Origin of the sequence: Streptomyces sp. NPDC006193 (genome assembly GCF_040613915.1) — a bacterium.
Classification (GTDB): Bacteria; Actinomycetota; Actinomycetes; order Streptomycetales; family Streptomycetaceae; genus Streptomyces.
Genome location: NZ_JBEXTB010000007.1, coordinates 139,480 through 163,924, shown reverse-complemented (window position 1 = coordinate 163,924; position 24,445 = coordinate 139,480). Strand labels below are relative to the sequence as shown.

Annotated in this window: 22 protein-coding genes, 2 pseudogenes and 1 riboswitch; of the genes and pseudogenes, 5 read left to right on the top strand and 19 right to left on the bottom strand. The window is 74.1% G+C overall.

Annotation, left to right across the window (positions count from 1 at the left end; genetic code table 11):
• Window positions 1–509: 509 nt before the first annotated feature.
• Window positions 510–2,114 (bottom strand): amidohydrolase, encoded by a 1,605-nt coding sequence (locus ABZ261_RS10730; RefSeq protein ID WP_356857509.1) that lies wholly within the window; start codon window positions 2,112–2,114, stop codon window positions 510–512.
• 52 nt (window positions 2,115–2,166) lie between these two features.
• Window positions 2,167–2,607 (bottom strand): Lrp/AsnC family transcriptional regulator, encoded by a 441-nt coding sequence (locus tag ABZ261_RS10725; protein WP_356857507.1) that lies wholly within the window; start codon window positions 2,605–2,607, stop codon window positions 2,167–2,169.
• Between the two features lie 232 nt (window positions 2,608–2,839).
• Between ABZ261_RS10725 and ABZ261_RS10720 the strand changes: the two genes are divergently transcribed.
• Window positions 2,840–3,274: a hypothetical protein gene (locus tag ABZ261_RS10720; protein ID WP_356857505.1), complete on the top strand. Its 435-nt coding sequence runs from the start codon at window positions 2,840–2,842 to the stop codon at window positions 3,272–3,274.
• 228 nt (window positions 3,275–3,502) lie between these two features.
• Entirely contained in the window at window positions 3,503–3,739 is a 237-nt protein-coding gene (locus ABZ261_RS10715; protein ID WP_356857503.1) for a hypothetical protein, read from the top strand.
• On the opposite strand, the gene ABZ261_RS10710 is transcribed toward ABZ261_RS10715, so the two are convergent.
• From ABZ261_RS10710 to ABZ261_RS10685, 6 genes and pseudogenes are all read right to left on the bottom strand, one after another.
• The gene (locus ABZ261_RS10710; RefSeq protein ID WP_356857501.1) at window positions 3,702–4,874 is read right to left on the bottom strand and encodes an acyl-CoA dehydrogenase; all 1,173 of its coding nucleotides are present in this window, start codon (window positions 4,872–4,874) and stop codon (window positions 3,702–3,704) included. The two genes, ABZ261_RS10715 and ABZ261_RS10710, sit on opposite strands and share 38 nt — an antisense overlap.
• Before the next feature lie 366 nt (window positions 4,875–5,240).
• Window positions 5,241–5,453 (bottom strand): annotated as a pseudogene (locus ABZ261_RS10705) (TetR family transcriptional regulator); the annotation flags it as partial.
• 269 nt (window positions 5,454–5,722) lie between these two features.
• Complete coding sequence (locus ABZ261_RS10700) at window positions 5,723–5,863, bottom strand: SCO1431 family membrane protein (protein WP_356857499.1); 141 nt, start codon at window positions 5,861–5,863, stop codon at window positions 5,723–5,725.
• A gap of 108 nt (window positions 5,864–5,971) precedes the next feature.
• Entirely contained in the window at window positions 5,972–7,333 is a 1,362-nt protein-coding gene (locus ABZ261_RS10695; protein WP_356857497.1) for a peptidase C39 family protein, read from the bottom strand.
• 281 nt (window positions 7,334–7,614) lie between these two features.
• On the bottom strand, window positions 7,615–9,153 hold the full coding sequence (locus tag ABZ261_RS10690) for an amino acid permease (RefSeq protein WP_356857495.1): 1,539 nt from the start codon (window positions 9,151–9,153) through the stop codon (window positions 7,615–7,617).
• A gap of 61 nt (window positions 9,154–9,214) precedes the next feature.
• A complete protein-coding gene (locus tag ABZ261_RS10685) occupies window positions 9,215–10,171 on the bottom strand; it encodes a hypothetical protein (protein ID WP_356857493.1) in 957 nt (318 codons plus the stop codon).
• A gap of 258 nt (window positions 10,172–10,429) precedes the next feature.
• Between ABZ261_RS10685 and ABZ261_RS10680 the strand changes: the two genes are divergently transcribed.
• Together ABZ261_RS10680 and ABZ261_RS10675 are read left to right on the top strand one after the other, a co-directional pair.
• Window positions 10,430–11,050 carry a hypothetical protein gene (locus tag ABZ261_RS10680; protein ID WP_356857573.1) on the top strand — a complete coding sequence of 207 codons (621 nt, stop codon included), beginning with the start codon at window positions 10,430–10,432 and terminating at the stop codon, window positions 11,048–11,050.
• Window positions 11,051–11,493: 443 nt separating this feature from the next.
• Complete coding sequence (locus ABZ261_RS10675; RefSeq protein ID WP_356857491.1) at window positions 11,494–13,356, top strand: AAA family ATPase; 1,863 nt, start codon at window positions 11,494–11,496, stop codon at window positions 13,354–13,356.
• A 69-nt stretch (window positions 13,357–13,425) separates the two neighbouring features.
• Here ABZ261_RS10675 and ABZ261_RS10670 read toward each other — a convergent pair whose 3' ends face one another.
• From ABZ261_RS10670 to ABZ261_RS10625, 10 genes are all read right to left on the bottom strand, one after another.
• Window positions 13,426–14,514 (bottom strand): hemolysin family protein, encoded by a 1,089-nt coding sequence (locus ABZ261_RS10670; protein ID WP_356857489.1) that lies wholly within the window; start codon window positions 14,512–14,514, stop codon window positions 13,426–13,428.
• Window positions 14,511–15,845 (bottom strand): hemolysin family protein, encoded by a 1,335-nt coding sequence (locus ABZ261_RS10665; protein WP_356857487.1) that lies wholly within the window; start codon window positions 15,843–15,845, stop codon window positions 14,511–14,513. Before ABZ261_RS10665 ends, ABZ261_RS10670 begins: the two co-directional genes overlap by 4 nt.
• 287 nt (window positions 15,846–16,132) lie before the next feature.
• Window positions 16,133–16,591 (bottom strand): PH domain-containing protein, encoded by a 459-nt coding sequence (locus tag ABZ261_RS10660; RefSeq protein WP_356857485.1) that lies wholly within the window; start codon window positions 16,589–16,591, stop codon window positions 16,133–16,135.
• Between the two features lie 16 nt (window positions 16,592–16,607).
• Window positions 16,608–17,456 carry an ATP phosphoribosyltransferase gene (gene hisG / locus ABZ261_RS10655; RefSeq protein WP_356857483.1) on the bottom strand — a complete coding sequence of 283 codons (849 nt, stop codon included), beginning with the start codon at window positions 17,454–17,456 and terminating at the stop codon, window positions 16,608–16,610.
• A 48-nt stretch (window positions 17,457–17,504) separates the two neighbouring features.
• Window positions 17,505–17,777 carry a phosphoribosyl-ATP diphosphatase gene (locus tag ABZ261_RS10650; RefSeq protein ID WP_007491392.1) on the bottom strand — a complete coding sequence of 91 codons (273 nt, stop codon included), beginning with the start codon at window positions 17,775–17,777 and terminating at the stop codon, window positions 17,505–17,507.
• Between the two features lie 34 nt (window positions 17,778–17,811).
• Window positions 17,812–18,297, bottom strand: a complete 486-nt coding sequence (gene ribH / locus ABZ261_RS10645; protein WP_356857481.1) for a 6,7-dimethyl-8-ribityllumazine synthase — start codon at window positions 18,295–18,297, stop codon at window positions 17,812–17,814.
• 23 nt (window positions 18,298–18,320) lie between these two features.
• A complete protein-coding gene (locus ABZ261_RS10640; protein WP_356857479.1) occupies window positions 18,321–19,652 on the bottom strand; it encodes a bifunctional 3,4-dihydroxy-2-butanone-4-phosphate synthase/GTP cyclohydrolase II in 1,332 nt (443 codons plus the stop codon).
• Window positions 19,649–20,290, bottom strand: a complete 642-nt coding sequence (locus ABZ261_RS10635) for a nicotinamide mononucleotide transporter family protein (protein ID WP_356857477.1) — start codon at window positions 20,288–20,290, stop codon at window positions 19,649–19,651. The genes ABZ261_RS10640 and ABZ261_RS10635 overlap by 4 nt, the downstream gene beginning before the upstream one ends.
• Window positions 20,287–20,892, bottom strand: a complete 606-nt coding sequence (locus tag ABZ261_RS10630; protein WP_356857475.1) for a riboflavin synthase — start codon at window positions 20,890–20,892, stop codon at window positions 20,287–20,289. The genes ABZ261_RS10635 and ABZ261_RS10630 overlap by 4 nt, the downstream gene beginning before the upstream one ends.
• Before the next feature lie 162 nt (window positions 20,893–21,054).
• Window positions 21,055–21,185: riboswitch (FMN riboswitch) on the bottom strand.
• Window positions 21,186–21,622: 437 nt separating this feature from the next.
• Complete coding sequence (locus ABZ261_RS10625) at window positions 21,623–22,921, bottom strand: ROK family transcriptional regulator (protein WP_356857473.1); 1,299 nt, start codon at window positions 22,919–22,921, stop codon at window positions 21,623–21,625.
• 141 nt (window positions 22,922–23,062) lie between these two features.
• Between ABZ261_RS10625 and ABZ261_RS10620 the strand changes: the two genes are divergently transcribed.
• Window positions 23,063–24,268 (top strand): MFS transporter, encoded by a 1,206-nt coding sequence (locus ABZ261_RS10620; RefSeq protein WP_356857571.1) that lies wholly within the window; start codon window positions 23,063–23,065, stop codon window positions 24,266–24,268.
• Here the strand turns inward: ABZ261_RS10620 and ABZ261_RS10615 are convergent.
• Window positions 24,228–24,409: pseudogene (locus tag ABZ261_RS10615) on the bottom strand (acyl-CoA thioesterase); the annotation flags it as partial. The gene ABZ261_RS10620 and the pseudogene ABZ261_RS10615 sit on opposite strands and share 41 nt — an antisense overlap.
• Window positions 24,410–24,445 lie beyond the last annotated feature (36 nt).

Here is a 24,445-nt window from a genome sequence, read left to right as displayed (position 1 = left end):
CTGGGATGACGCGGCAGCTCGCGCGCACGGTGGTGTCGATGTCGCCGAGGCGGGGCCGGAACGCGCCCGCCGCTGCCGTCCCGCCGCGTGCCCGGCACCTTCGTACCACGGCGGATGGGGGCCCGGCGCCCTTCGGGCCGACCTGGGACCCGCTGGCTGCGGGTCGACCGAAAGCCGTTGTCTACTGAGCTCCCGGGCCCCACCCGGGTCACACCTGGCCGACCATCCGGGCGTTGCCCCGTCGGCGCGGGCGCTGAGCCTGGCTCCCAGCGACGGCGCCCCGGTGCGGCACGCCGTCCCTGACCCAGCGGCGCTGCGGCGCGTGGTCTGAACGCCTCCCGGTCGGGCGTCCGGTGGTGGACTCGGCCGAACCTACCGGCCCCCGGCCGCCGACTGTCAACAGCCCCCTGACCTGCGCAGACAATGCTGCTGACGCGTCCGGCGGGGAGGATGCGCAGGTCGGGCGGCGGGGCCTGGGAGGCGGGCGGCCGGCGCGCCACCCCCCAAGATCACTCGCCCGGCCGTACGTACACCGTCCGTCCGCCCACCACGGTGCGCAGGCAGACCGGCAGGGCGCGGCCCGGGGTGAGGTCGGGCAGGCCGGGGGTGCCGGAGCGCGGATCGGTGGACCAGCGGGCGACGCGGTCGTCCGGGGCCTGGACGATCAGCTCGTCGGTGCGCCAGACGGCATAGTCCGCGGGCGCGCCGGGAACGAGGACGCCCGCGTCGTCCCTGCCGACGGCCCGCCAGCCGCCGCGGGTGTGCGCGGTGAACGCGGCGCGGACGGAGATCCGGTGTTCCGGCGTGCGGTGGAAGGCGGCGGCGCGGACCGTGCCCCACGGGTCGAGCGGGGTGACCGGGCTGTCGGAGCCGAACGCGAGCGGAACGCCGGAGCGCAGCAGCGCGGCGAAGGGGTTGAGGGTGCGGGCCCGGCCGGCGCCCAGGCGGCGGGCGTACATGCCGTCCTCGCCGCCCCACAGGGCGTCGAAGGCGGGCTGGACGGAGGCGATCAGGCCGAGCTCCGCGAAGCCCGCGACGGTCTCGGGGGTGAGCATCTCGGCGTGCTCGACGCGGTGCCGCGCGGCCCGGACGCGGGCGAGGCCGATCTCCTCGGCGGCGGCGCGCACGCCCTCCACCACGGCGGACACGGCGGCGTCGCCGATGGCGTGGAAGCCGGCCTGCAGACCCGCCTCGGTGCAGGCGACGACATGGGCGGCGACGGCGCCGGCGTCCAGGTAGGCGGTGCCGGTGTGGTCCGCGTCGGCGTACGGCTCGTGCAGGCAGGCGGTGTGCGAGCCGAGGGCGCCGTCGGCGAAGAGGTCGCCCGCGGCGCCGACCGCGCCCAGCGCGCGGGCCTTCTCCGGGTCGCGCTCGGCCCAGTAGCCGACCACGCGGGGGCCCGGCGTCCCGGCGGCGAGCCGGAGCAGGCCGGTGAAGTCGTCCTCGGAGGAGATCCGCGGGCCGCCGCACTCGTGCAGCGTGCCGATGCCGAGGGAGGCCGCGTGCGCCAGGGCGGCGCGCTGCGCCTCGGTGCGCTGGGCGGGGGTGACGGCGGCCAGGGCGGCCTCGCGCACGGCGTGGTGGGCGTCGCCGGTGAGCGGGGCGTCCTCGCGGGGGACGTCGCCGGGGACCAGGTCCAGCAGGGCGCTGGTGACGACCGCCGAGTGCACGTCGATGCGGGACAGGTAGAGGGGACGGCCGCCGGTGGCCTCGTCCAGCTCCGCGCGGGTCGGCGGCCGGCCGCCGGGCCAGCGGGCGGCGTCCCAGCCGTGGCCGAGCAGGACCCGGTCGCCGGGACGGGCGGCGGCGAACGCGCGGATCTCCGCGAGGGCCGCCTCCAGGGAGGACGCGGCGGACAGGTCGAGGCCGGTCAGGGCGAGGCCGGTGGCGGTGGTGTGCACATGGGCGTCGGTGAACGCCGGGGTGACGAGGGCGCCGTCGAGGTCGACCACCTCGTCCACGCCGTCGGCGAAGGCGTCGGCGGCGCCTTCGGAGCCGACCCAGGCGACCTGGCCGCGCTCCACCACCATCGCGGTGGCGAAGGGGTCGGCGGGGCTGTGCACCTCCCCGCGGCGCAGGAGGACGGTGCGGGGCTCGGCGGACTGCTCACTCATGCGGCACAGTGTCTCGCGCGCGGGGGGCGCGCGCGGCACCGGGGCGGCCGGTTCAGATCTTGGGGGGACGCGCCTCGTAGGGGGTGGAGAGCACCACGGTGGTACGGGTGGAGACACCGGCCAGCGTGCGCAGCCGGGCCAGCAGTTCCTCCAGCTCGTGCGGGGTGGCCACGCGGACCTTGAGGATGTAGTTCTCGTCGCCGGCGACGCTGTGGCAGGCCTCGATCTCGGGGACGTCGGCGAGGCGGTCCGCGATGTCGTCGGGGGCGCTGGGGTCGAACGGCTTCACCGAGATGAACGCGGTGAGCGGCAGCCCGACGGCCTCGGGGTCGACCACCGCGGCGTACCCGCGGATGACGCCACGCTGTTCCAGCCGGCGCACCCGCTGGTGCACGGCCGACGTGGACAGGCCCGTGGCCTTGCCCAGGTCTGTGTAGCTCATCCGCCCGTCCTTGACGAGCAGCTGCACGATCTGACGGTCCAGCTCCTCCATGCCGCCCCAACCTACCGTGCGGCCGATCGCCCGGACACCTCGCAGGTGCTGGTCACTCCCGGTTCGGCGGGAAACGCGCCGGGACGGACACCCGCTCACCGCGTGTGACGAACGCCACACGGCTCGGACAGGCTCCGTGATGTCCTCGTGATTACCCCCCGGACCGGGCGGGAAGTGCTTGCTGTGGTCGAGGCCGCAGCGCCTTCACGGCCCAGCCTTAGGGGGAGTTCCCATGCAGAGTGTCCATCGCCCTGGTCGATCCGCGTCCAAGCGGCAGCAGCAGGCCGTCGAGCCCGAGCCGGAGGGCGTCGAACCGGACGTCTTCGACGACGAGCTCGACGCCTACGACACCTTCGAGATGTACCGGGTGATCTGCCCGGACTGCGCGCAGCCGATCGCGCTGCTGGCGGACGAGGAGGTCCTGCCGGAGCACGCGCTGTGCGCTTCGCCGTGGAACCCGTTCGGGCTCACGGTGTGCGCGGGCACGGGCCGCCCGGCGACCGACGCCCGCCCCGCCGACGAGTCCTACGAGCCGCAGGAGCAGGACACGGCTCTGCTGCTGACGCTCCCCCAGGGGCTCGACTGGCGGACGCAGCCCTTCTCGCACGTCGGGGGCCCGGGCTCGCGCCCGATGCGCGTACCGGCGATGCGCCGCCAGGCCGCCTGAGCCGCTCCGGCGCGGGTGAGCCCCGTCACGGTGACCGTACCGCACCACGGCGCGCAGCTGTCGTGGTGCGCGTGAGGCGTGCCCGCACGGGGCCCGCACCTGCGCGGCGCGCGGCCCGGGTCGTCGGCGCGGCGGCGTCGCGGAGCGGGCGGGAAACGGGACGTGCGTGAACTGACGCCCGATTCCGCCGGACGGTGACCTGCCCGGCCGCCGGCGCGTTGCCCGGGTATGACCCCCATGTATCCGGTACCCGGGCGTCAGCGCCGTGTCTTCGTGCCCCGCCCCGCGCAGTCGGTTCCGCCGCCGCAGGACCCGCCCATCTACCGCGACCTGATGCGGGCCTGGGCCGACCGGGGCCGGACCCTGCCGGGCCGCCACGACCCGGAGTGGGTGGCACTGGCGGCCCCGACGGTCCTCACCGGGGAGTTCAGCGACCTTCCGGCCCCGCCACGTGACGGGCGATGACCATCCGCTGGATCTGGTTGGTGCCCTCCACGATCTGCAGCACCTTGGCCTCGCGCATGTAGCGCTCGGCCGGGAAGTCGGCGGTGTACCCGTAGCCGCCGAGGATCTGCACGGCGTCCGTGGTGACCTTCATGGCCGTGTCGGTGCAGTGCAGCTTGGCCATGGCGGCCTGCTTGGCGAAGGGCAGGCCCGCGTCCCGCAGCCGGGCGGCGGCGAGGTAGAGCGCGCGGCCGGCCTCGATCTGCGTGGCCATGTCGGCGAGCATGAAGCGCAGCCCCTGGAAGTCGGCGATGGGGCGGCCGAACTGCCGGCGCTGGGCGGCGTAGGCGACGGCCTCGTCGAGTGCGGCCTGGGCGAGGCCGATCGCGCAGGCCGCGATGCCGAGCCGGCCGGAGTCGAGTGCGGACAGGGCGATGGCGAAGCCCTGGCCCTCCTCGCCGATACGCCGGTCGTCGCCGACCCGGACGCCGTCGAGGTGCACCTGGGCGGTGGGCGAGCCCTTCAGGCCCATCTTCCTCTCGGGCGCGGCCGCGCTCAGGCCGGGGGCGTCGCCGGGCACGAGGAAGGCGGTTATCCCGCGCGGGCCCTGCTCGCCGGTGCGGGCCATCACGGTGTAGAAGTCCGCGACGCCGCCGTGCGTGATCCAGGCCTTGGTGCCGTCGATGACCCATTCGTCGCCGTCCCGGACCGCCTTGGTGCGCAGGGACGCCGCGTCGGAACCGGAGGACGGCTCGGAGAGGCAGTACGCGCCGAGCAGGCCGCCGCCGAGCATCGCGGGCAGGTGCTCGACCTGCTGCTGCTTGGCGCCGTAGGTGGCGAGGGCGTAGGAGGCGAGCGTGTGGACGCTGACGCCGAGCCCGACGGTGAGCCGCGCCGCGGCCAGCTCCTCCACCACCTGGAGGTACACCTCGTAGGGCTGCTCCCCGCCGCCGTGCTCGGCGGGGTACGGCAGGCCCAGCAGGCCCGCCTCGGACAGCAGGGTGAAGGTCTCGCGCGGGAAGCGGCCCGCGTCCTCCTCCTCCGCCGCCTTCGGCGCGATCTCGCGCCTGGCTATCTCCCGGACCAGGGAGAGCAGATCCCTCGCCTCGTCCGTCGGCAGTTGACGCTCCACCGGCTGCGGTTCGCGGTCGGACATGGCGTCGGCTCCTCCCTGTTCGGGCACCGGCGGTTCGGCCCGGGGTGGGGGCGGCTCCGCCTGGTCGTTGCGCTGGGCCGAAGGCGCCGGCTTCCGGGTCTCGGAAGGTGCTGACCTGCGGCATGCGCTGTGAGTATGCCCGATCGACGCCCTCGCGTCACCAGTTAACGACCGCTTACTTCCCCCGTCCAGTCCTGAGGCTTTCCGGGCCCGATCGGTCCGCACCGCCGACCCGGTGGTGGGGCCGGACCGGCCGGCGTCAGCGGCGTGCCCCACCCGGAGGAGAGACGTGCCCCAGCTCCTCGCGGGCGGGACAGCGGGGGCGGGGGACCAGGAGCCTGCGCGCGCTCCTCTCCCGTGCCGGGGTCAGCCGCCCCTGCCGGCGGGAGCGGGGGCCGGACGGGCGGGCTCCAGCTGCCCGATGGCGCGCAGCGCCCCGCCGAGCGTCCTGACCAGCAGCTCGCCCAGGGTGTCGCGGGACAGCTCGGCGACGACCGCCTCGCGCACGCCGCCGCGGATCGCGGGCACCTCGGCGTCGAAGCCGACGCCGCCGCCGGCGATGGCGCGGTGGGCGGCCCGTGCGCTGTCCATGGACGACGTCGCCCGCCGGGCCGGGGTCGCCACGGGGCTGGTCTCCTGCTACTTCCGCTCCGAGCGCGGCTCACGCCCGATGGCGATGAGTCCGGTGCGACGCGCCACGGAACGCGCGGCGCCGCGCACCGGGGTGACGGCGCTCTGCCGGGGCATGGTCAAGGTCGGTCCTGTTCCGGGCGGCCGACGGGACGTCCGCAGTGTGTCCGCGGGACGTCCGCAGTGTGTCCGAACATGCCCGGCCCATGAGCGCCGGGTCAGAGCAGGCCGAGCCGGGTCACCAGCATCGCGAGCACCACGACGAGGACCCAGCCCATGACGTGTTCGACGAGGTCCGGGCCGTCGTCCTCGGGGCCGCCGGTGAGGGCACGGGTGACGGTGGCCGAGTGTGCGGTCATGATGTCGCTCGCAGATGCAGGGGTCGGACGCACGGGGGGACTCCCCCGTGCGTCCGTCCACCTTGCCACCCGATCCGGTGTTCGCGGCGATGAGCTTGGTCACACCCCTCAGCGCACGCCCACCGCCGCGAGGGCTTCGCGCTGCCGGGGGGTGGGGTGGGCCGGGAAGTAGAGGTAGCAGACTCCCCCCGTGCCGGAGACGACCTTGCCGGAGGCGTTGTACCGCTTGGTGCGCAGCCAGACATTTTCGAACTCCCGGCGCAGGTACACCCGCCGTACCGCCTCGTCGCTCGGTGAGGCGGGGTCGTTGGCGACGACGTCGCCGTCCGCCGTGAAGCCGATCACCGTCATCAGGTGCCCTGAGGTGCCGTACCCCGCGCCGGTCAGCTCGGTCTTCAGGAAGGACTGGGACGTGATGGCCGGGATGCCGGCCGCGATCAGCGTCTCCAGGTCCGTGAGGGAGGCGAGCCGGGTGACCACGCCCTGCAGGCCGTCGAAGGTGGCCGCGTAGGCGGCGTTGAAGGGCCAGTTGCCGCAGCCCCGGTACTGGTGGTCGTAGGTCGAGCGGGCCGCGTGGCACACCTGCGGGTCGGCGTAGGACGGGTCGACCCAGGACAGCTGCTCCCGGGTGAGCCGGCCGCCCCAGTACTCGATCACCATCTGCGAGGAGGTGGGGCTGCACCAGGCCTCGCCGCCGTTGTCGTACTCCGGGTACTGCCCCGTGTGGATCTCCTGGGAGTAGCGCGGGACGGCCAGTTCCCGGGCGAGGCCCGGGACGGAGGCGGGGACGGTGAAGCGGTCGGGGACGTCGGAGCCCATCGCGCCGAGCCGCCGGACGGTCGGGGTGAGAGGGGTGCCCGGCCTGCGGTACAGGGTGAGGCGCAGCCGGTACGAGACCAGGCGCAGGCCGGTGCTCGCGTCGTCGAGGGCGAGGGTGTCGGTCCAGACGGTGCTTCGGCCGTCGGCCTGGCCGTCCACGGAGGTCCGCTTGATGTCCCGGTCGCCGGCCGCCCAGCGGCCCATCACGTACCACGGCGTCTCGGCGCCGTCGGAGTACGTGCCCCGCAGTTCGGCCTGGAGCCAGGTGCCGTCGGGGGTGTGGGCGTTCCACGAGACCACGGCCTCGGTGGCGGGCACGGTCAGGCGGTGCACCGGGGAGGTCCAGACCGCGTACTCCCAGGGCGCGGTCGTGCCGGTGTGCGGATCCGTGTAGTCGGTGCGGCCGGCGGGCGTTTCGATCACCAGACCGGGGCTCCGGCCGGCGACCGCCCGGGTGCCCTCGGCGGTGCCGGACCGCCAGTCGCGGTACGTGGTCCAGGAGTGGTGGTCGACGGGGCGGGCCGGGGCCCGGCCGGAGGCGCCGGCGGCGGGCCCCCCGGCGGCGGCCGCGGGGCCTGCCGCGCCGGTCACGGCGGCGGCGACGGCGGCGGCCAGGACGGTCCTGCGGGAGGGCTGTCGGGTTCTGCTCATGGGCGCGTTCCCCCGGGGGTGTCCGAGTCGGGCGGGTCCGGTGCACGGTGGTGCGCCAACTATGGAGCAGGCCGGACCCCCCGGCCAGCACTTGCGCGCATGCCGCGCCGCCAATATTGGTCTGCACCGCCGAAAGGGGCCGCGGCGGCGGGCGCGGGACGGCCCCGGCGCGGGCGGGACGCCGTGCGCCGGGGCCGTGCGGCCGGGGCGGGACGCCGCGCGCCGGGGCCGTGCGGCCGGGACGGGATGCCGCGTGCCGGGGCCGTGCGGTCGGGGCGGGCTCAGACCAGGTCCATCGCGGCCACCTCGTCCGGACGGCCGTAGCTGACCGGGCCCTGGAAGCGGCGGCGGGCGGTGGCGAACCACCAGACCGTGGCCACCAGCAGGACGACGGCCAGCGCGATGGGCGCGTAGTTGAAGGAGTCGACCGTGATGGGCGAGGCCTGCGGCAGCATGAACAGCAGGCTGCTGAGCAGGATCCACACCACCGCGAGCCAGCCGATCGGCCGGCCCCAGCGGCCCAGGTGCCAGGGCCCGGGCTGGAAGGCGTCGCCGAGCCGCAGCCGCAGGAAGATGGGCACGGCGTAGGCGAGGAAGAGCCCGACCACATTGACGCTGACGATGGCGGTGAACGCCGTGTGCGACCACCAGCCCGGCACCACCAGGGCCAGTGAACAGGCCACCGCGAGCCAGACCGCCTTCACCGGGGTGCGGGTGCGCAGCGAGACCGAGTGCCACCAGCGGGAGCCGGGCATCGCGCCGTCCCGGGAGAAGGCGAAGATCTGGCGGGTGTTGCTGGTGAGGTTGGCGAGTCCGCAGAAGAGCATCGCGCCGATGACGATGAGGAGCATGACCTTGGCGGTGGCCAGGCCGAGTCCGTCGATGAGGATCTGGACGGGCGGCGCGGCCGCCCCCGCGACCTTGTCGTAGTCGCCGATGCTGTAGACCAGTGCCAGCATCAGGGCCAGGCCGGCGATCGCCGAATAGCCGATGGCCCGGGTGATCCCCTTGGGCGCGCTGACCGTCGCGCGGACCGTTTCCTCGGACATGTGGAAGCTGCCGTCGAAGCCGGTGAAGGTCCAGCTGGTGACCAGCAGACCGAGCATGCCGCCGTAAAGGCCGTTCGTGAAACCGGTGCTGTTCTCGAAATGCGTCACGAAGGACGCCGGCTGATGCCGGTCGGGCATCACTATGAGTGCGCCCACGATCACGACGAGTCCGATCAGCAGCCACCACACGGAAATGCGGTTCAGCACGGCGACGAGCTGGACCGTGAAGGTGTTGGCGAGCCCCTGCAGCACGATGACGAGGGCGGTGATCAGGACCGTCTGGTGCGCCGTCGGCTGGTAGGAGGGCCACTGCAGCTGCACGAAGACCTGGATGAAGGTGGCGGCCGCATAGCCGGTGGCGGCGGTGCCGCCGATCTGGCCCACGAAGTTGAGCCAGCCCGTGAACCAGGACCAGGCGCCTTTGTGCCGCTTGGCGAGTTTGCCGGCCGAGAAATAAAGGGCGCCGCTCGTCGGATAGGCGGAGGCGACTTCCGCCATCGCCGCGCCGATGAGCAGCACCATGACGGACACACCGATCCAGCCGAACACCAGAATGCGGGGGCCGCCCGCGTGCATACCGAATCCGAAGGACGAGAAGATGCCCGAGAGGATATTGATGATGGTGAAGGAGATGGCGAAATTGTCGAACGCCTGGAAGCGCCGGGTGAGACTGCGCGGATAACCCATCGCGTGCAGGGTCGCGTCGTCGTCGAGCACGACGGAGTCCGCCGCGCGGGCGCGCGGCCGGGGGGTCGACATCCGTTCCGACACAGATCGGCCTTTCTCTCGATGGGGGGTCTCGATGGGGAACAGGGGGAGCGGGGGCGAGCGGTCAGGCGGGCGCCGGGACGGGCAGGCCGCAGGAACGGCGCGCCCGGGAGAGCTGCTCGGCGGGGTCGCCGAAGGCGCTCCACGGCATGCGTGAGGCGTACGGGCCCATCGCGGTGAACACCGCCCGGGCCTCGAACTCGCACTGGGCCATGACCAGGGCGTGCGCGAGGTAGGCCAGGTCGAGCACCGGGGTGAACCGGTAACCGGCCACCGTCGGCAGCCAGTTGTGGTAGATCGCCAGCGCGGTGGAGCGCCACTGGGGCTGTTCCCAGACCCGGTCGGCGAGCAGTTGGGTGGGGTTGTAGCTCTCCACCAGGGCCACCAGGGGCAGCAGCCGGAGGGCGGAGTCGGCGGGCGCCCGCTGGCTGAGGAAGGCGGCCACGTCCCAGGCCGCGTTGACCGAGCCGCCGTGCCGCGTGAAGAAGAAGGACAGGAAGCGGTGGTGGGCCTCCCGGTTCCACGGGTCCAGGGACAGGATGTGCCCGAACAGCCGCCAGGGACCCGGGGGTGCGGTGAGCAGGCCCTGCGGGGCCGGTTCGCGCAGCCGGTGCAGCCGGGCCATGGCGAGCCGGGCGACCCAGGGGGTGGGATCCCCGGGCGCCGCGGCGGCGGCCCGGTCGCACGCGGTCAGGGCGATCCGCTCCAGCGCCTCGGCGCGGTCGTCGCGCGCGTCGGCGGCCCGCAGGGCCCGCTGCACCGCGACCCGCGCCCACATCAGCGCCGCTTCGGGCGTCGGCTCCTCGGCCAGCCAGCGCTCGACCAGGTCGGTGCCGGCCGCCTCGGACGCGAGCACCAGCGAACGGTGGGCGCGCAGGGCGAAGTCGGAACGCGTCTCCGCGAGGGCCTCGTACGCATGGCGGTAACGGCCGGCCCGCACATCGACGCATACGCTCGCCAGGACGCGGTCGTCGGCCGCCGGGTGCCATACATAGTGCCCTTCGAATAACTCCGCGGCCATGTCCCCCTGCCAGTCCCGTCCTGCATCACCGTGCGCAGGAGGCACCTTACTCAGCGCCGGGCACACCCGGAACGCCGAATTCGACATATCGGTCAGTTAATTCGGGCTGTTTATCGGCGCCATTGACTGGCCGCCAGCCGATGGTTCAAGACGTGACGTTTTCCGGCGGGCGCCGGGGGCCCCGGGCGCTCCGCCCCGGAGGCCGCCCTAGACTGTTTCACGGAAAACCGACCCGCCTCACCACCCCCGGGAATCGCCATTCACGACCTCGCCGCCCGGCTGCGCGGGCTCCCCCCGTCCCTGGGGCCGGTCCGGCTGATCGGCGTCGACGGGCACGCCGGCTCCGGGAAGTCCACCTTCGCCGGCCGGCTCGCCCACGCGCTGGGCGGGGCCCCGGTGCTGCACCTCGACGACATCGCCAGCCACGAGCAGCTCTTCGACTGGACCGACCGGCTCCTGACCCAGGTGATCAAACCCCTCGCCCGCGGCGAGAGCGCGCACTACACCCCCTACGACTGGCGGGCCCGCACCTTCGGCGCCCCGCGGCCGCTGCCGCCCGCGCCCGTGGTGCTGGTCGAGGGCGTCGGCGCCGGCCGCCGGGCGCTGCGGCCGCATCTGGCGCGGCTGCTGTGGATGGAGCTGCCCGCGGCGGACGCCTGGGCGCGCGGCCGGCTGCGGGACGGCGCCGAGCAGCGCGCGTTCTGGGACGGCTGGGTTCCGGCGGAGCGCGCGCACTTCGCCGCCGACCCCTCACGCCCCCATGCCGATCTGCTGGTGCTGCAGCGACGGGAGGGGTATGAGGTGGTGCCGGGACCGGCGCAGGCCGCCGGAGCGGACCACGGCATGACGCACAGTGACGGATCGTCCGCATTGCGGTGAAGGCGCGGGAAGCCGCGCCGGAGCGCTTGCGAGCCAACTTTCCTCCCGTGCCCCAACTGTGCTTGACCCGGGAGCCGTACAGGTCTTACGTTCTCAATGTGCGGCTTTCGGAGCCGCCGGCCGACGCGAAGCCCCCGGTTGTTCCCCCGTGACCGGGGGCTTCGTTCTGCCCGCGGTCCCCCCTTCCCGGCCCGTCTCGCGCACCGATCCGCTCACCCTCGGTCACGAACTGGCGTGCGCCCCGTCCGCTCCCACCTCGCCCGACGCCCCGTGCGGCCCCCTACGGCCCGTGCTCCCCGCGCGGGTACGATGCCCCTGGTGCGACCGTCGAGCCTGCCTCGCGCACCTGCAACTCCGGTCCGCGGCACAGCGGTTCGACCGCGGCGGCCGTCGGGCGACCGTCCGGCGGCGAAGCACGGGGCACGGTCTGTGGGGGGGACGTGATGGACTTCGGCACGCGGGGCCCCGAGGCCCCGGCCGACCTCGCCTGGCTGCGGGGCGTGGACGCCTACACGATGGGCTCCTATCCGCAGGCGGAGGAGGAGTTCCGCGCCGCGGTGCGGATGGACCCGGGCATGGCCGACGCCTGGCTCGGGCTGCACGCCCTCCGGGTCGACACGACCACCGCGCTGCTGCGGATGTTCCGGCACCGGGACCGCTTCGGGGAACAGCGCGCCCGGCACCGCCGTGCCCTCAACTCCTGGTACTGGCTCGGCTGGTGGGTGCAGCCGGTGCTGGAGAGCCCGCGCGACCTGCTGCTCGCGCACGCCTCCCACTGGCTGGACGGCCGGCACGTGCCCGAGCTGGACCGGGCCCTGGCCGGACTGCCCCCGGTCGACACCGACGCCCAGGTCCGCTTCCTGCACGCCTGCCGCGCCTATCTGGTCAAGGACTGGGAGCAGCTCGTGAGGCACACCGACCCGCTGCTGGACGATCCCCTGCTCGGCATCGAGGCCGGCCTGTTCGGCGGCATGGCCCGGGTCCGGCTGGAGATGTACGGCCAGGCCGAGCCGCTGCTGGCGACCGCCCTGATGCGCTGCCGCAGCGAGCAGCCGCAGCGCAAGGAGCTGCGGTACTGGCTGGCGCGCGCCCATGAGGGCACCGGCCGCAGTGCCGCGGCGCTGCCGCTGTACCGGGCGGTGCACCGGGTGGACCCCGCCTTCATGGACACCTCGGCCCGGCTCGCCGCGATCGCCGAGGGCGACGGGTACGACGACGCGGCCGGCCTCGCCGCGGTCACCCTGGCCGGCGCGGGGCAGGACACGGCGGACGGGCCGGACGGGTTCGACTCCCTGTTCGGTACGGAGGGCCGGGACCTGCGGCTGCCGGAGCCCGACCTGCCGACGGGCCCGCTGCCGTCGCTGGGCGAGCCCGTGGTGCGGCTGAAGACCGGGGTGTCCTCGTCGCTGGTCCCGGCCGGGCCGACCGACCCCGCGCTCCTGGAGCAGGCGCTCGCCGAACTCGAGCGCATGGTGGGGCTCGAACCGGTGAAACGCCAGGTGAAGGCGTTGTCGGCGCAGTTGAACATGGCGCGGTTGCGGGCCGGGCAGGGGCTGCCGGTGCAGCCGCCCAAACGGCACTTCGTCTTCTCCGGGCCGTCGGGGACGGGCAAGACCACGGTGGCGCGGATCCTCGGACGGGTCTTCTACGCGCTGGGGCTGCTCGGCGGCGACCACCTCGTGGAGGCCCAGCGGGCCGATCTGGTCGGCGAGTACCTCGGGCAGACGGCCGTGAAGGCCAACGAGCTGATCGACTCCGCGATCGGCGGGGTGCTGTTCGTGGACGAGGCGTACGCGCTGTCCAACTCCGGGTACGGCAAGGGGGACGCGTACGGGGACGAGGCGCTGCAGGTGCTGCTGAAGCGGGCCGAGGACAACCGGGACCACCTGGTGGTGATCCTGGCCGGCTACCCGGAGGGCATGGACCGCCTGCTCGCCGCCAACCCGGGGCTCTCCTCCCGCTTCACCACCCGCGTCGACTTCCCCTCCTACCGGCCCGGGGAACTCACCGAGATCGGCAAGGTGCTGGCCGCGGAGAACGGGGACCTGTGGGACGAGGAGGCCCTGGAGGAGCTGCGGTCGATCGCCGGGCACGTGGTCGAGCAGGGGTGGATCGACGAGCTGGGCAACGGGCGCTTCCTGCGGACCCTGTACGAGAAGAGCTGTGCGTACCGGGACCTGCGGCTGTCGACGTACGCCGGGGCGCTGCGCCGGGAGGACCTGGCGACCCTGCGGCTGCCGGATCTGATGCAGGCGTACGGGGAGGTGCTGTCGGGGCGGGGGCCGCAGGATCCGCCGGGCCTGTAGGCGGTGCGGCGGCCGCGCCGGGCCGCCGGCGGGGGCTCGCTCGCGCGGTGCCCCGCCGGCGGCGCCGATCTACGTGGCCAGCGCCCCCTCCGGCTCCCCGCTCACCCTCGGCTCGGCCGGCCGCGCGTCGGGGGACTGCCGGTGCGCCGGATCCCGCACCTCCCCCACCAGGAGCTCCAGGACGTCCTCCAGGGCCACCAGGCCCAGCACCCTGCCGGAGGCGTCCGCCACCTGGGCCAGGTGCGTGGCCGCGCGGCGCATCACCGTGAGGGCGTCGTCGAGCGGCAGCTCGGCGCGGAGCGTGGCCATCGGGCGCCACACGTGCTGCGGGACGGCACGGTCGGACTCCTCCAGGTCGAGGACGTCCTTCACGTGCACGTACCCCATGAACGGGCCCTTCTCGGCCGCCGCGACCGGGAAGCGGGAGTAACCCGTGCGGGCCGTGAGGTCGACGATGTCCCCCGGGGTGACCGACGGGGTCACCGTGACCAGGGACTCCCGGCGCAGCAGGACGTCCGTCACCGGGCGGGAGCCCAGCTCCAGGGCGTCCTCCAGGCGCTCCTGCTCCTCGGGGTCGAGCAGGCCGGCCTGGCCGGAGTCCTCCAGCAGGCGGTTGAGCTGCTCGGTGGTGACGACCGCCTCCACCTCGTCCTTCGGCTCGACCCGGAACAGCCGCAGGATGCCCTGGGCGCAGGCGCCCAGGGACACGGTGATCGGCCGGCAGAGGCGGGCGAAGTACACCAGGCCGGGGCCGAGCCACAGCGCGGCCTTCTCCGGGGCGGCCATGGCGAGGTTCTTCGGGACCATCTCGCCGATGACGAGGTGGAAGAAGACCACCGCGGCCAGGGCGATGACGTAGCCCAGCGGGTGGATCATGCCGTGCGGGAGGCGCACCCACGCGAACACCGGCTCCAGCAGGTGCGCCACCGTCGGCTCGGCGACCGCGCCGAGCGTCAGGGAGCAGACGGTGATGCCGAACTGGGCGGCGGCCATCATCTGGGGCAGCCGTTCCAGCCCGTACAACACCTGGCGGGCGCGGGCCGTGCCGAGCGGTTCGATCTGGCTGCGGCGGACGGAGACGAGCGCGAACTCGGCGCCGACGAAGAACCCGTTGGCCAGCACGAGCAGCGCGGCGAAGAGCAACTGCAGGACGCTCATCGGGCGGCCTCCGTCGCCTCGGCCGCCGGGGCCGTCCGGACCAGGCGGACCCGTTCGGCGCGGTAGTGGCCGACCTGGCGGACGGCGAGCCGCCAGCCGGGCAGCTCCGCCCGGTCGCCCGGGGCCGGGATGCGGCCGAGCAGGTCGGCGACCAGGCCGGCGACGGTCTCGTACGGTCCCTCGGGCACGTCGAGGCCGATGCGCTGCAGGACGTCTACGCGGCAGCTGCCGTCGACGTCCCAGGCGGGTCTGCCGTCCTCCGCGGGGGCGGGCGCCAGCTCGGGCACGTCCTTGGCGTCGTGCTCGTCGCGGACCTCGCCCACGAGTTCCTCGACGATGTCCTCCAGGGTGACCACGCCCGCCGTGCCGCCGTACTCGTCGACCACGACGGCGATGGGCTGTTCGCTGCGCAGCCGGGCGAGGAGGGGCCGCACGGGCAGGGTCTCCGGGACGAGGAGGGCCTTGCGGGCGATACGGCCGACGGGGGTGCGCAGACGGTCCTGCGCGGGGACGGCGAGGGCGTCCTTGAGGTGGGCCATGCCGACGACCTCGTCGATCTTCTCCCGGTAGACGGGGAAGCGGGACAGGCCGGTGGCGCGGGTGAGGTTGACGACGTCCTCGGCGGTGGCCGAGTCCTGCAGGGCGCTGACCTTCACCCGGGGGGTCATGACGTGCTGCGCGGTCAGCTCGCCCAGGGAGAGGGTGCGCACGAACAGGTCGGCCGTGTCCTGCTCCAGGGCCCCGGCACGGGCGGAGTGCCGGGCCAGGGACACCAGCTCGCCCGGGGTGCGCGCGGAGGCCAGCTCCTCGGCGGGTTCGACGCCGAGGGCGCGGACGAGCCGGTTGGCGACCGTGTTCAGCCCGGAGATCACCGGACGGAAGAGGCGGGAGAAGTGGTGCTGGGGGCCGGCCACGAAGCGCGCGACCTGCATCGGCCGGGACACCGCCCAGTTCTTGGGCACGAGTTCGCCGATCACCATCTGGATCGCGGAGGCGAGCAGCATGCCGACGACCACGGCGACACCGGAGGCGGCGCCCTCGGGGACGCCGAGCGCGGCGAACGGACCGTGCAGCAGTTCGGCCAGGGCCGGTTCGGCGAGCATGCCGACGACCAGGGAGGTGATGGTGATGCCGAGCTGGGTGCCGGAGAGCTGGAAGGACAGCTCCTTCAGCGACTCGACCACCGTGCGGGCGCGTCGGTCGCCTTCGGCGGCGGCCTGCTCGGCGTCCGGGCGTTCGACCGTCACCAGGCCGAATTCGGCCGCCACGAAGAAGCCGTTGGCGAGAATCAGCAGGAATGCCGCTCCCAGGAGCAGCAGGGGGATGGTCACGCTGCCACCGCCTTCCCGTCGTGTCGGGTCGGGGCGGCGCAGGTACTGCAGGACGATCCGTCCATCGCCGGAGGGAGTCACTCCTCGGGTAGCAGGAACCCCTGTGCACCGGGCGGCACGCAGGGGCGGAGGCGCAGGAGAAGGGCCTCCGCCACCAGATTAATCAAGATCTGGGCCGACGCGGCAGGGCGGAGCACCCGGAGCGGTCCCCGAGCGTGCCCCGAGGCGTCCCCGGCGGGGTCCCCCGAGCGGTCCCGGAGCACCCCGCGGCCGGCGCTGCCCCCGGGTCAGCCCCCGTCGCCGTCCCGGGCCGTCGCGCGCGCCTCGGCGAGGGCGCGGAGGGCCTGCGCGTCGGCGACGGCCTGCTGCCGGGCGATGCCCGGCTGGATGCCGAGCGCGGGCAGGCTGGTGCCGTCGCTGAGGTCCAGGAACACCCAGGGATCGCCCGTCCGGAGGTTCACCCGGAGGATCTCCGCCCAGGCCAGGCGCCGCTCGCCGGCGATGTTGACGACGGTGACGCCGGACTCGTCGGCGACCACCTTCACCCGGGCGAACCGGGTGAGCACCCAGAAGATGAGCGCTCCGGTGACGACGAAGCTGAGCCGCTCCCCCGGGCCCAGGTCCAGCAGGAACGCGATCCCGGAGATCACCAGGAAGATCACGGCGCCGGCGGTGAGCAGGATGACCCGGGTGCGGCCGGGGCGGAAGGTGACGGGGAGGTCGGGAAGGGGGGTCGGGTCGGGCATCGGTCGGCGCACCCCTCTACAGGCGGCAGGCGTGGATGGCCGTGGTCAGGATCGCGCGGGCGCCGATGGCGTACAGGTCGTCCATGATGCGCTGCGCCTCCTTGGCGGGGACCATGGCGCGGACGGCGACCCAGCCCTCGTTGTGCAGCGGGGAGACGGTCGGGGACTCCAGGCCGGGGGTCAGCGCGACGGCCTTCTCCAGCTGCTCGACCCGGCAGTCGTAGTCCATCATCACGTACGTCCTGGCGACCAGGACGCCCTGGAGGCGGCGCAGGAACTGCTGGACCTTGGGCTCCTCGGCGTCTGCGCCGGTGCGGCGGACGACGATCGCCTCGGACGTCATGATCGGCTCGCCGAAGACCTCCAGGCCCGCGTTGCGCAGGCTGGTGCCGGTCTCCACGACGTCGGCGATCACCTCGGCGACGCCCAGCTCGATCGCGGTCTCGACGGCGCCGTCCAGGTGGACGACGGAGGCGTCGATGCCGTTGTCGGCGAGGTGCTTGGCGACGATGCCCTCGTAGGAGGTGGCGATGGTGCGGCCCTGGAGGTCCTGCAGGCCGTCGGCGGTGCCGGGGCGGGCGGCGAAGCGGAAGGTGGAGCGGGCGAAGCCCAGCGGCAGGATCTCCTCGGCGCCGGCGCCGGAGTCGATCAGCAGGTCGCGGCCGGTGATGCCGATGTCGAGGCGGCCGGAGGAGACGTAGATCGCGATGTCGCGCGGGCGGAGGTAGAAGAACTCGACCTCGTTCTCCGGGTCGACGATGCGCAGCTCCTTGGACTCGCGGCGCTGCTGGTAGCCGGCCTCATGCAGCATCTCCGCCGCAGGGCCGGACAGTGAACCCTTGTTGGGGACGGCGATGCGCAGCATGAGGTCGGCTTCCTTCTCTCGTTCTCTACGGGCTGGCTACGGGTGGGCTTACAGGTGGGCGTAGACGTCGTCCAGGGAGATCCCGCGGGCGACCATCATCACCTGGACGTGGTACAGCAGCTGCGAGATCTCCTCGGCGGCCGCCTCCTTGCCCTCGTACTCGGCGGCCATCCACACCTCGGCGGCCTCCTCGACGACCTTCTTGCCGATGGCATGGACGCCCTTGCCGACCAGCTCGGCGGTGCGGGAGGTGGCGGGATCGCCGTGCGCGGCCTTGTGCTGGAGCTCGGTGAAGAGCTCCTCGAACGTCTTCTTGGACATGGTGAGGCCCACCCTACGCGGTGTGCGGCACTCCTCAGTGCCAGGGTTCGGACACCGAGCGGAGGGTGGCCGCGGTCGAGACCGCCGCCGTCACCGCCTCGTGGCCCTTGTCCTCGCGGGAGCCCTCCAGCCCGGCCCGGTCCAGGGCCTGCTCCTCGGTGTCGCAGGTGAGCACGCCGAAGCCGACGGGGACGCCGGTCTCGACGGAGACCTGGGTGAGGCCCTGGGTGACGCCCTGGCACACGTAGTCGAAGTGGGGCGTGCCGCCCCGGACGACGACGCCGAGGGCGACCACGGCGTCGTAGCCGCGGCCGGCGAGCGCCTTGGCGGCGACCGGCAGTTCGAAGCTGCCGGGGACCCGGATCAGGGTCGGCTCGTCGATGCCCAGTTCGTGCAGGGCGCGCAGGGCGCCGTTCACCAGGCCGTCCATCACCTTCTCGTGCCACTGCGCCGCGATGACGGCGACCCGCAGGTCGCTCACGTTGCGTACGGACAGCTCCGGTGCACCCTTGCCGCTCACGTCTCTCCTCAGTGCCTTCTTGCTTACTGGTTTCCGCAGGTGCCCGACACGGCGGGCGTGTCGAGCCAGGGCAGGTCGTGCCCCATCCGGTCCCGCTTGGTGCGCAGGTAGCGGAGGTTGTGCTCGCCGGCCTGGACGGGCATCGGCTCGCGGCCGGTGACCCTCAGGCCGTGCCGCAGCAGCGCGTCGGTCTTGTCGGGGTTGTTGGTCATCAGCCGGACGCTGCGCACACCGAGGTCGGCGAGGATCTGCGCGCCGGCGCCGTAGTCGCGGGCGTCCGCGGGCAGGCCGAGTTCGAGGTTGGCGTCGAGGGTGTCGTGGCCCTGCTCCTGCAGTGCGTACGCCCGCAGCTTCGACAGCAGGCCGATGCCGCGTCCCTCGTGTCCGCGCAGGTAGACGACGACGCCCCGGCCGCGGCCGTGGATGCGCTCCAGGGCGGTGTCCAGCTGGGGACCGCAGTCGCAGCGCAGGGAGCCGAAGACGTCGCCGGTGAGGCACTCGGAGTGGACGCGGACCAGGACGTCCTCGCCGTCGCCGATCTCGCCGTGGACGAGGGCGACGTGCTCGACGCCGTCGGCGGCCGAGCGGTAGCCGTACGCCCGGAAGGCGCCGTGCCTGGTGGGCAGGTGGGTCTCGGCCTCGCGGCGGACGGCGGGCCCGCCGGGGGGCGCCTCCCGGTCGAGCGGCGCCGGGAGCTCGGTGGAGCGCCGGTAGGCGATCAGGTCCTCGATGGAGATGATCGTCAGGCCGTGCTTGCGGGCGAAGGGGATCAGCTCGGGCAGCCGGAGCATGCGGCCGTCCTCGCCGGCGATCTCCACGATGGCGCCGGCCGGGCGCAGGCCGGCGAGCCGGGCGAGGTCGACGGCGGCCTCGGTGTGGCCGTTGCGGGTCAGGACGCCGCCGGGCCTGGCGCGCAGCGGGAAGACATGGCCGGGGCGCACCAGGTCGGCGGGTCCGGCGGTGCCGCTCGCCAGCAGCTGCAGGGTGGTGGCGCGGTCGGCGGCCGAGATGCCGGTGGTCACACCGTGCGCGGCGGAGGCGTCGACGGAGACGGTGAACGCGGTCCTCATCGACTCGGTGTTGTCCTCGACCATCTGCGGCAGCCGCAGCCGGTCCAGTTCCGCGCCCTCCATGGGGGCGCAGATCAGGCCCCGGCACTCGCTCATCATGAACGCGACGATCTCGGGGGTCGCCTTCTCGGCGGCGACGACGAGGTCGCCCTCGTTCTCCCGGTCCTCGTCGTCGACGACGACCACCGGACGGCCGGCCGCGATGTCGGCGACGGCCTGCTCGACCGGGTCGAGCCCAGAACTCTCGATGTCCTCCGTGCCGTAGAGGACCGGTGCCGAGGTCATGCCGGCGCTCCTTCCAGGACGGGCCGCGCGTCCCTGCGGGAGCGCAGCCACCAGTCGCGCATGCCCCACAGGACGAGTGCGCCGTAGATGACGTAGACGAAGCCGGAGAAGGCGTAGCCGTTGGCGAAGTTGAGGGGCACGCCGACGAGGTCGACGAGCAGCCAGGCGAACCAGAACTCGACCATGCCCTTGGCCTGCGCGTACATCGCCACGACGGTGCCGACGAAGATGTAGGCGTCGGGCCAGGGGTCCCAGGACAGGCTCGGGTGGGCGGTGAAGAGCAGGGCGACGGCGACCGTGCCTGCGGCCGCCGCGGCGACCATGGCCGCGCGTTCGCGCCAGGTGGCGAACCGGGGTGCGATGTGGCCGTCGCCGGCCCGGTCCCTGCTGCGCTGCCACTGCCACCAGCCGTAGAGCGCGACCGCCATGACGACGGCCTGCTTGCCGGCGCTGCCGGTCAGGTGGCCGTAGAAGGCGGCGAAGAGGACGAGGCCGGAGAGGAACTGCACCGGCCAGGTCCACAGCGAGCGGCGCCAGCCGAGGGCGAGGGTGATCAGGCCGAGGATGTTGCCGACCATGTCCGACCAGATGATGTGCTGGCCGAAGAGGGTGAACGCCTCGGAGTTCATCCAGTTCACCGGCCGGCCCCCTGCCCGGCCGCGAGCAGCCGCTCCACGTACTTGGCGATGACGTCCACCTCGAGGTTGACCGGGTCGCCGGGCTGCTTCACGCCGAGCGTGGTCAGGGCGAGGGTGGTCGGGATGAGGCTGACGGTGAAGTGGTCGGGGCCGGCGTCCACGACGGTGAGGCTGATGCCGTCGACGGTGATGGAGCCCTTCTCCACGACGTACCGGGAGAGGCCGGCGGGCAGGGAGATCTTCACGAGCTCCCAGTTGTCGGAGGGCTTGCGCTCCAGGATCTCGCCGGTGCCGTCCACGTGCCCCTGCACGATGTGCCCGCCGAGGCGTGCGCCGACGGCGGTGGGACGCTCCAGGTTGACCCGCGATCCCACGGTGAGCGCCCCGAGGCTGGAGCGGTTCAGGGTCTCGGCCATGACGTCGGCGGTGAACTCGTCGCCCTCGTGCTCGACGACGGTGAGACAGACCCCGTTCACGGCGATGGAGTCGCCGTGGCGTGCGCCCTCGGTCACGACGGGGCCGCGGAGCCTGAAGCGGGAGGCGTCGCCGAGGTGCTCGACGGCGGTGACCTCACCCAGCTCTTCGACGATTCCGGTGAACACTTCCCGGGTCCTCCTGCCTCTTCGGGCACGGACTCCGGGGCCTGTCGATGACGACAGAGTCACGGGTGGGCGCACAGACCGGGGGCGTCGCCGGCACAGGGGGCGTCCGCAGGCGGACGTGTCCCGGTACGGCGGCGCGCACACGGAACGCATGCCCGCCCGCCGCGCACTGCCTCCCATCCGGACTTTAACCGTCGGTCCAGGAATTTCACCTGGTCAACCGGCCGCTGGAAGCGACCGGGTCGCGGACTGTAACCGCCGGTTCGGACTTTCACCGACCCCGGAGTGCGCTGCTTCTGGTACAGGGCCAGTGTGCCACGGCCGGTGCTCACCCAAGAGGGTGAGGAGTGTGGGCTCGCTCACACTGCGTGTCCCCTGCGGCGCGCCGCGCACTCGGGCGCCCAACGGGCGGCGGTCCGCAGGGGGTTGACATCGGTCCGGACCATTGACCGGACTGGTCTAGTCCTTTTAGGGTGCGGGCGGGCCCGGCGGCGGTGACGACGGCCCTTGCCCGCCGCCGGGCCCGCCACCTGCAGGACCCGACCGCCGGGACCAGGCCTGCGCCGTACAGCGTGCCGTCCCACCGGGTCGCACCGGTCGCGCTCCCCCGCCGTGCCGGGCCGCGCGGCGCGGGCCGACGCGACGCGCGCCCGCATTGCCGTGCGCCCGCCGGCGCGCCCACCCGCATTCCCGCGCCTTTGCCTCCGCGCCCGCGTGCGCGCGGCCGCCGTCACGGGCTCTGGCGCTCCGGTGGGGTGAACAGGTCGTCCTGCGCCCGGTCCCGGGCGGTGAGCAGCGCACCGCGCAGCACGGCGGCGCCGCCCAGGCTGCTCGGCCGTACCTCGGTGCGCAGGGGGGACATGCCCCGCAACCGGTCCTCCACCCACCCGGCGAGCAGCGCTCCCCCGGCCTGGCCCACCTCCCCGCCGAGCACCACGCATCCGGGGTCCAGCACGGCGACGACGGAGGCGGCGCCGACGGCGACGCGGTCGGCCAGGGCGGCGAGGAAGCGGTGCGCGGGAGAGCCGCCAGCGCCGCCGGACGCCCGGGGCGCACGGGCCGCCGCGGCGTCGTGCGCGACCGCGCCCCCCGTCCCGCCGGCCGCCCCGCCAGGCGCGCCGTCCGCCGCCACCTCGGCCACGGCCCGGCGCACCACCGCCGCGGCGGCCGAGCCGTCCGCCCCCTCCGGCGCCGGCAGGCCGCACTCCCGCGCCAGGGACGCGAGCGCCGCGGCCCCGGTCAGCGAGTGGAACCCCCCGTCGCAGTCGGTCGCCGAGGGCAGGGATCCCGTTCCGGGGACGGGCAGGAAGCCGATCTCACCGGTGCCGCCGGAGGCGCCGCGGCGCAGGGCGCCGTCCAGGACGACCGCGGCGCCGACGCCGTGGCCGAGCCAGAGCAGGACGAAGGTGTCCCGGTCGCGGGCGGCGCCCTCGCGCTGCTCGGCCAGGGCGGCCAGGTTGGTCTCGTTCTCGACGGTGACGCGGGCGCCGGGCAGCCGTACGTGCAGGGCGGCGGCGAGGCTGCGGTGCCAGGCGGGCAGCCCGGCGGAGTCGCGCAGGTCCCCGGTGGCCGGGTCGACGAGGCCCGGAGCGCCGATGCCCACGGTGTGCAGGCGGTCGGCCCCGGCCTCCTTGACCGTGCGCTCCACGGCGGCCACCGCCTGCTCCAGGGCGGGCCCGGTCCCGGCGTCCCCGCCGATCGGCACGGACGTCTCGGCGAGCACCCGCCCGACGAGGTCGGAGACGAGCACGAAGACCCCCTCGGTGCGGACGTCGAGGGCGGCGAGGTGGGCGCGGCCGGCCACGAGGCCGTAGAGGCGGGCGTTGGGGCCCCGGCGCTGCTCGCCGGACTCGCCGACCACCGTGATCAGTCCGGCGGCCGAGAGCCGCTCGACGAGGTCGGCCACGGTCGGCCGGGACAGTCCCGTCAGCCGCTTCAGCTGTCCCGCCGTCAGCGGGCCTTCCTGCTGCAGCAGCCGCAGGGCGAGGCGGTCGTTGATGGCCCGGGCGGTGCTCGGTGATGCGGGCATGGCGGGAATCCTCCCAGATCGCCGGACCGGCCACCGCACGGGACGCGCGGCACGCTATCTATCAGGCAGGGACCCTGATAGTTTACGCCGCATGGCGTCCGAATGGGTCGGGAACACCGGAGGGGTGGGGACATGAGGGACATGGGGCATCCGCACGACGAGGTGAGGCGCGCCCGGTACGCCGTGGCGGCCGTCTTCGCCGTGCACGGCGCCGTGACCGGTTCGTTCGCGACGCGGGTGCCGTGGATCCAGGACCACGCCTCGCTGAGCGCGGGCCAGCTGGGTCTCGCACTGGCCTTCACGGCGTTCGGCGCGGCGTGCGCGATGCCGCTGGCGGGCCGGATCAGTCACCGGTTCGGCAGCCGTACGGCCCTGCGCGGGCTGCTCGCGCTGTGGACGCTGTCGCTGGTCCTGCCGTCCCTCGCGCCGAACCTGTACACCCTGTGCCTGGCGATGTTCGCCTTCGGCGCCGCCTCCGGCATGGCCGACGTCGCGATGAACGCGCTGGGGGTCGAGATCGAGCGGCGGCTGGAGAAGTCGATCATGTCCGGTCTGCACGGCATGTGGAGCGCGGGCGCGCTCGTCGGCTCGGCGGCGGGCACGCTCGCGGCGCACCTCGGCTCCGACGCCCGCCTGCACCACGTCCTCGCCGCGGCGGCCCTCACCCTGCTCGGCATGCTGGCCTGCACCTGGGTGCTGGACGTGCAGCCCGCCGAGGACGAGGAGCCACCCCCGCGGTTCGCCCTGCCGCCCCGCTCGGCGGTGCTGATCGGCGCGGTCGGCTTCTGCGCGGTGTTCGCGGAGGGCGCGAGCCTGGACTGGTCGGCGGTGTTCCTGCGGGACCGGATGGGCACCTCGGCCGGCCTGGCGGCGGCCTCCACCACCGGGTTCATGCTGACCATGGCCGTGGCCCGGGTGGCCGGGGACGCGGTGGTGAACCGGTTCGGCGCGGTCCGCACGGTCCGCTCCGGCGGAGCCCTGGCCGGGCTGGGCGGGCTGTTGATCGTCCTCGCCGGGCACCCGGCCGTGGCGATGGGCGGGTTCGCGCTGATGGGCCTCGGCATCGCGGTGGTCGTGCCGCTGTGCTTCGCGGCGGCCGGGCACGCCGGACCCCGTCCGAGCCAGGCCATCGCGGGCGTGGCGACCATCACCTACACCTCGGGGCTGATCGCGCCGAGCCTGATCGGCGGGGTGGCGCAGGCGACCAGCCTGGTGGTGTCGTTCTGCGTGGTCACGGTGCTGGCGTGCGGGCTCACGGTGTTCGCGGGGGTGCTGCGCACCGCCGAACGCGGTGGCCGCGAGCAGGTCAGCGCGCGGGCCGCGGCAGTTCCCGGCCCGCGTTCCTGAAGGTCTCGCTCCACGGCGCCGGGCGCACGGCCGCCGCGTCCAGCCGGACCGGCACGCGGGTGCCGCGGGCGTAGGTCTGGGCGCCGTCGGCCGAGCAGAGCCGGAAGCCGTAGTGAGGCCGGTCGTGCCGAGCCGCTCCAGCGACCGCTCAGGACCCCCCGGGTGGGCGCGGCCTCC

Coding starts and splice junctions, on each gene's coding strand:
- ABZ261_RS10730 (WP_356857509.1), bottom strand. CDS start 2,114: ATGAGTGAGCAGTCCGCCGAGCCCCGCACCGTCCTCCTGCGCCGCGGG.
- ABZ261_RS10725 (WP_356857507.1), bottom strand. CDS start 2,607: ATGGAGGAGCTGGACCGTCAGATCGTGCAGCTGCTCGTCAAGGACGGG.
- ABZ261_RS10720 (WP_356857505.1), top strand. CDS start 2,840: ATGCAGAGTGTCCATCGCCCTGGTCGATCCGCGTCCAAGCGGCAGCAG.
- ABZ261_RS10715 (WP_356857503.1), top strand. CDS start 3,503: ATGACCCCCATGTATCCGGTACCCGGGCGTCAGCGCCGTGTCTTCGTG.
- ABZ261_RS10710 (WP_356857501.1), bottom strand. CDS start 4,874: ATGTCCGACCGCGAACCGCAGCCGGTGGAGCGTCAACTGCCGACGGAC.
- ABZ261_RS10700 (WP_356857499.1), bottom strand. CDS start 5,863: ATGACCGCACACTCGGCCACCGTCACCCGTGCCCTCACCGGCGGCCCC.
- ABZ261_RS10695 (WP_356857497.1), bottom strand. CDS start 7,333: ATGAGCAGAACCCGACAGCCCTCCCGCAGGACCGTCCTGGCCGCCGCC.
- ABZ261_RS10685 (WP_356857493.1), bottom strand. CDS start 10,171: ATGGCCGCGGAGTTATTCGAAGGGCACTATGTATGGCACCCGGCGGCC.
- ABZ261_RS10675 (WP_356857491.1), top strand. CDS start 11,494: ATGGACTTCGGCACGCGGGGCCCCGAGGCCCCGGCCGACCTCGCCTGG.
- ABZ261_RS10670 (WP_356857489.1), bottom strand. CDS start 14,514: ATGAGCGTCCTGCAGTTGCTCTTCGCCGCGCTGCTCGTGCTGGCCAAC.
- ABZ261_RS10660 (WP_356857485.1), bottom strand. CDS start 16,591: ATGCCCGACCCGACCCCCCTTCCCGACCTCCCCGTCACCTTCCGCCCC.
- hisG (WP_356857483.1), bottom strand. CDS start 17,456: ATGCTGCGCATCGCCGTCCCCAACAAGGGTTCACTGTCCGGCCCTGCG.
- ABZ261_RS10650 (WP_007491392.1), bottom strand. CDS start 17,777: ATGTCCAAGAAGACGTTCGAGGAGCTCTTCACCGAGCTCCAGCACAAG.
- ABZ261_RS10640 (WP_356857479.1), bottom strand. CDS start 19,652: ATGACCTCGGCACCGGTCCTCTACGGCACGGAGGACATCGAGAGTTCT.
- ABZ261_RS10625 (WP_356857473.1), bottom strand. CDS start 22,921: ATGCCCGCATCACCGAGCACCGCCCGGGCCATCAACGACCGCCTCGCC.
- ABZ261_RS10620 (WP_356857571.1), top strand. CDS start 23,063: ATGGGGCATCCGCACGACGAGGTGAGGCGCGCCCGGTACGCCGTGGCG.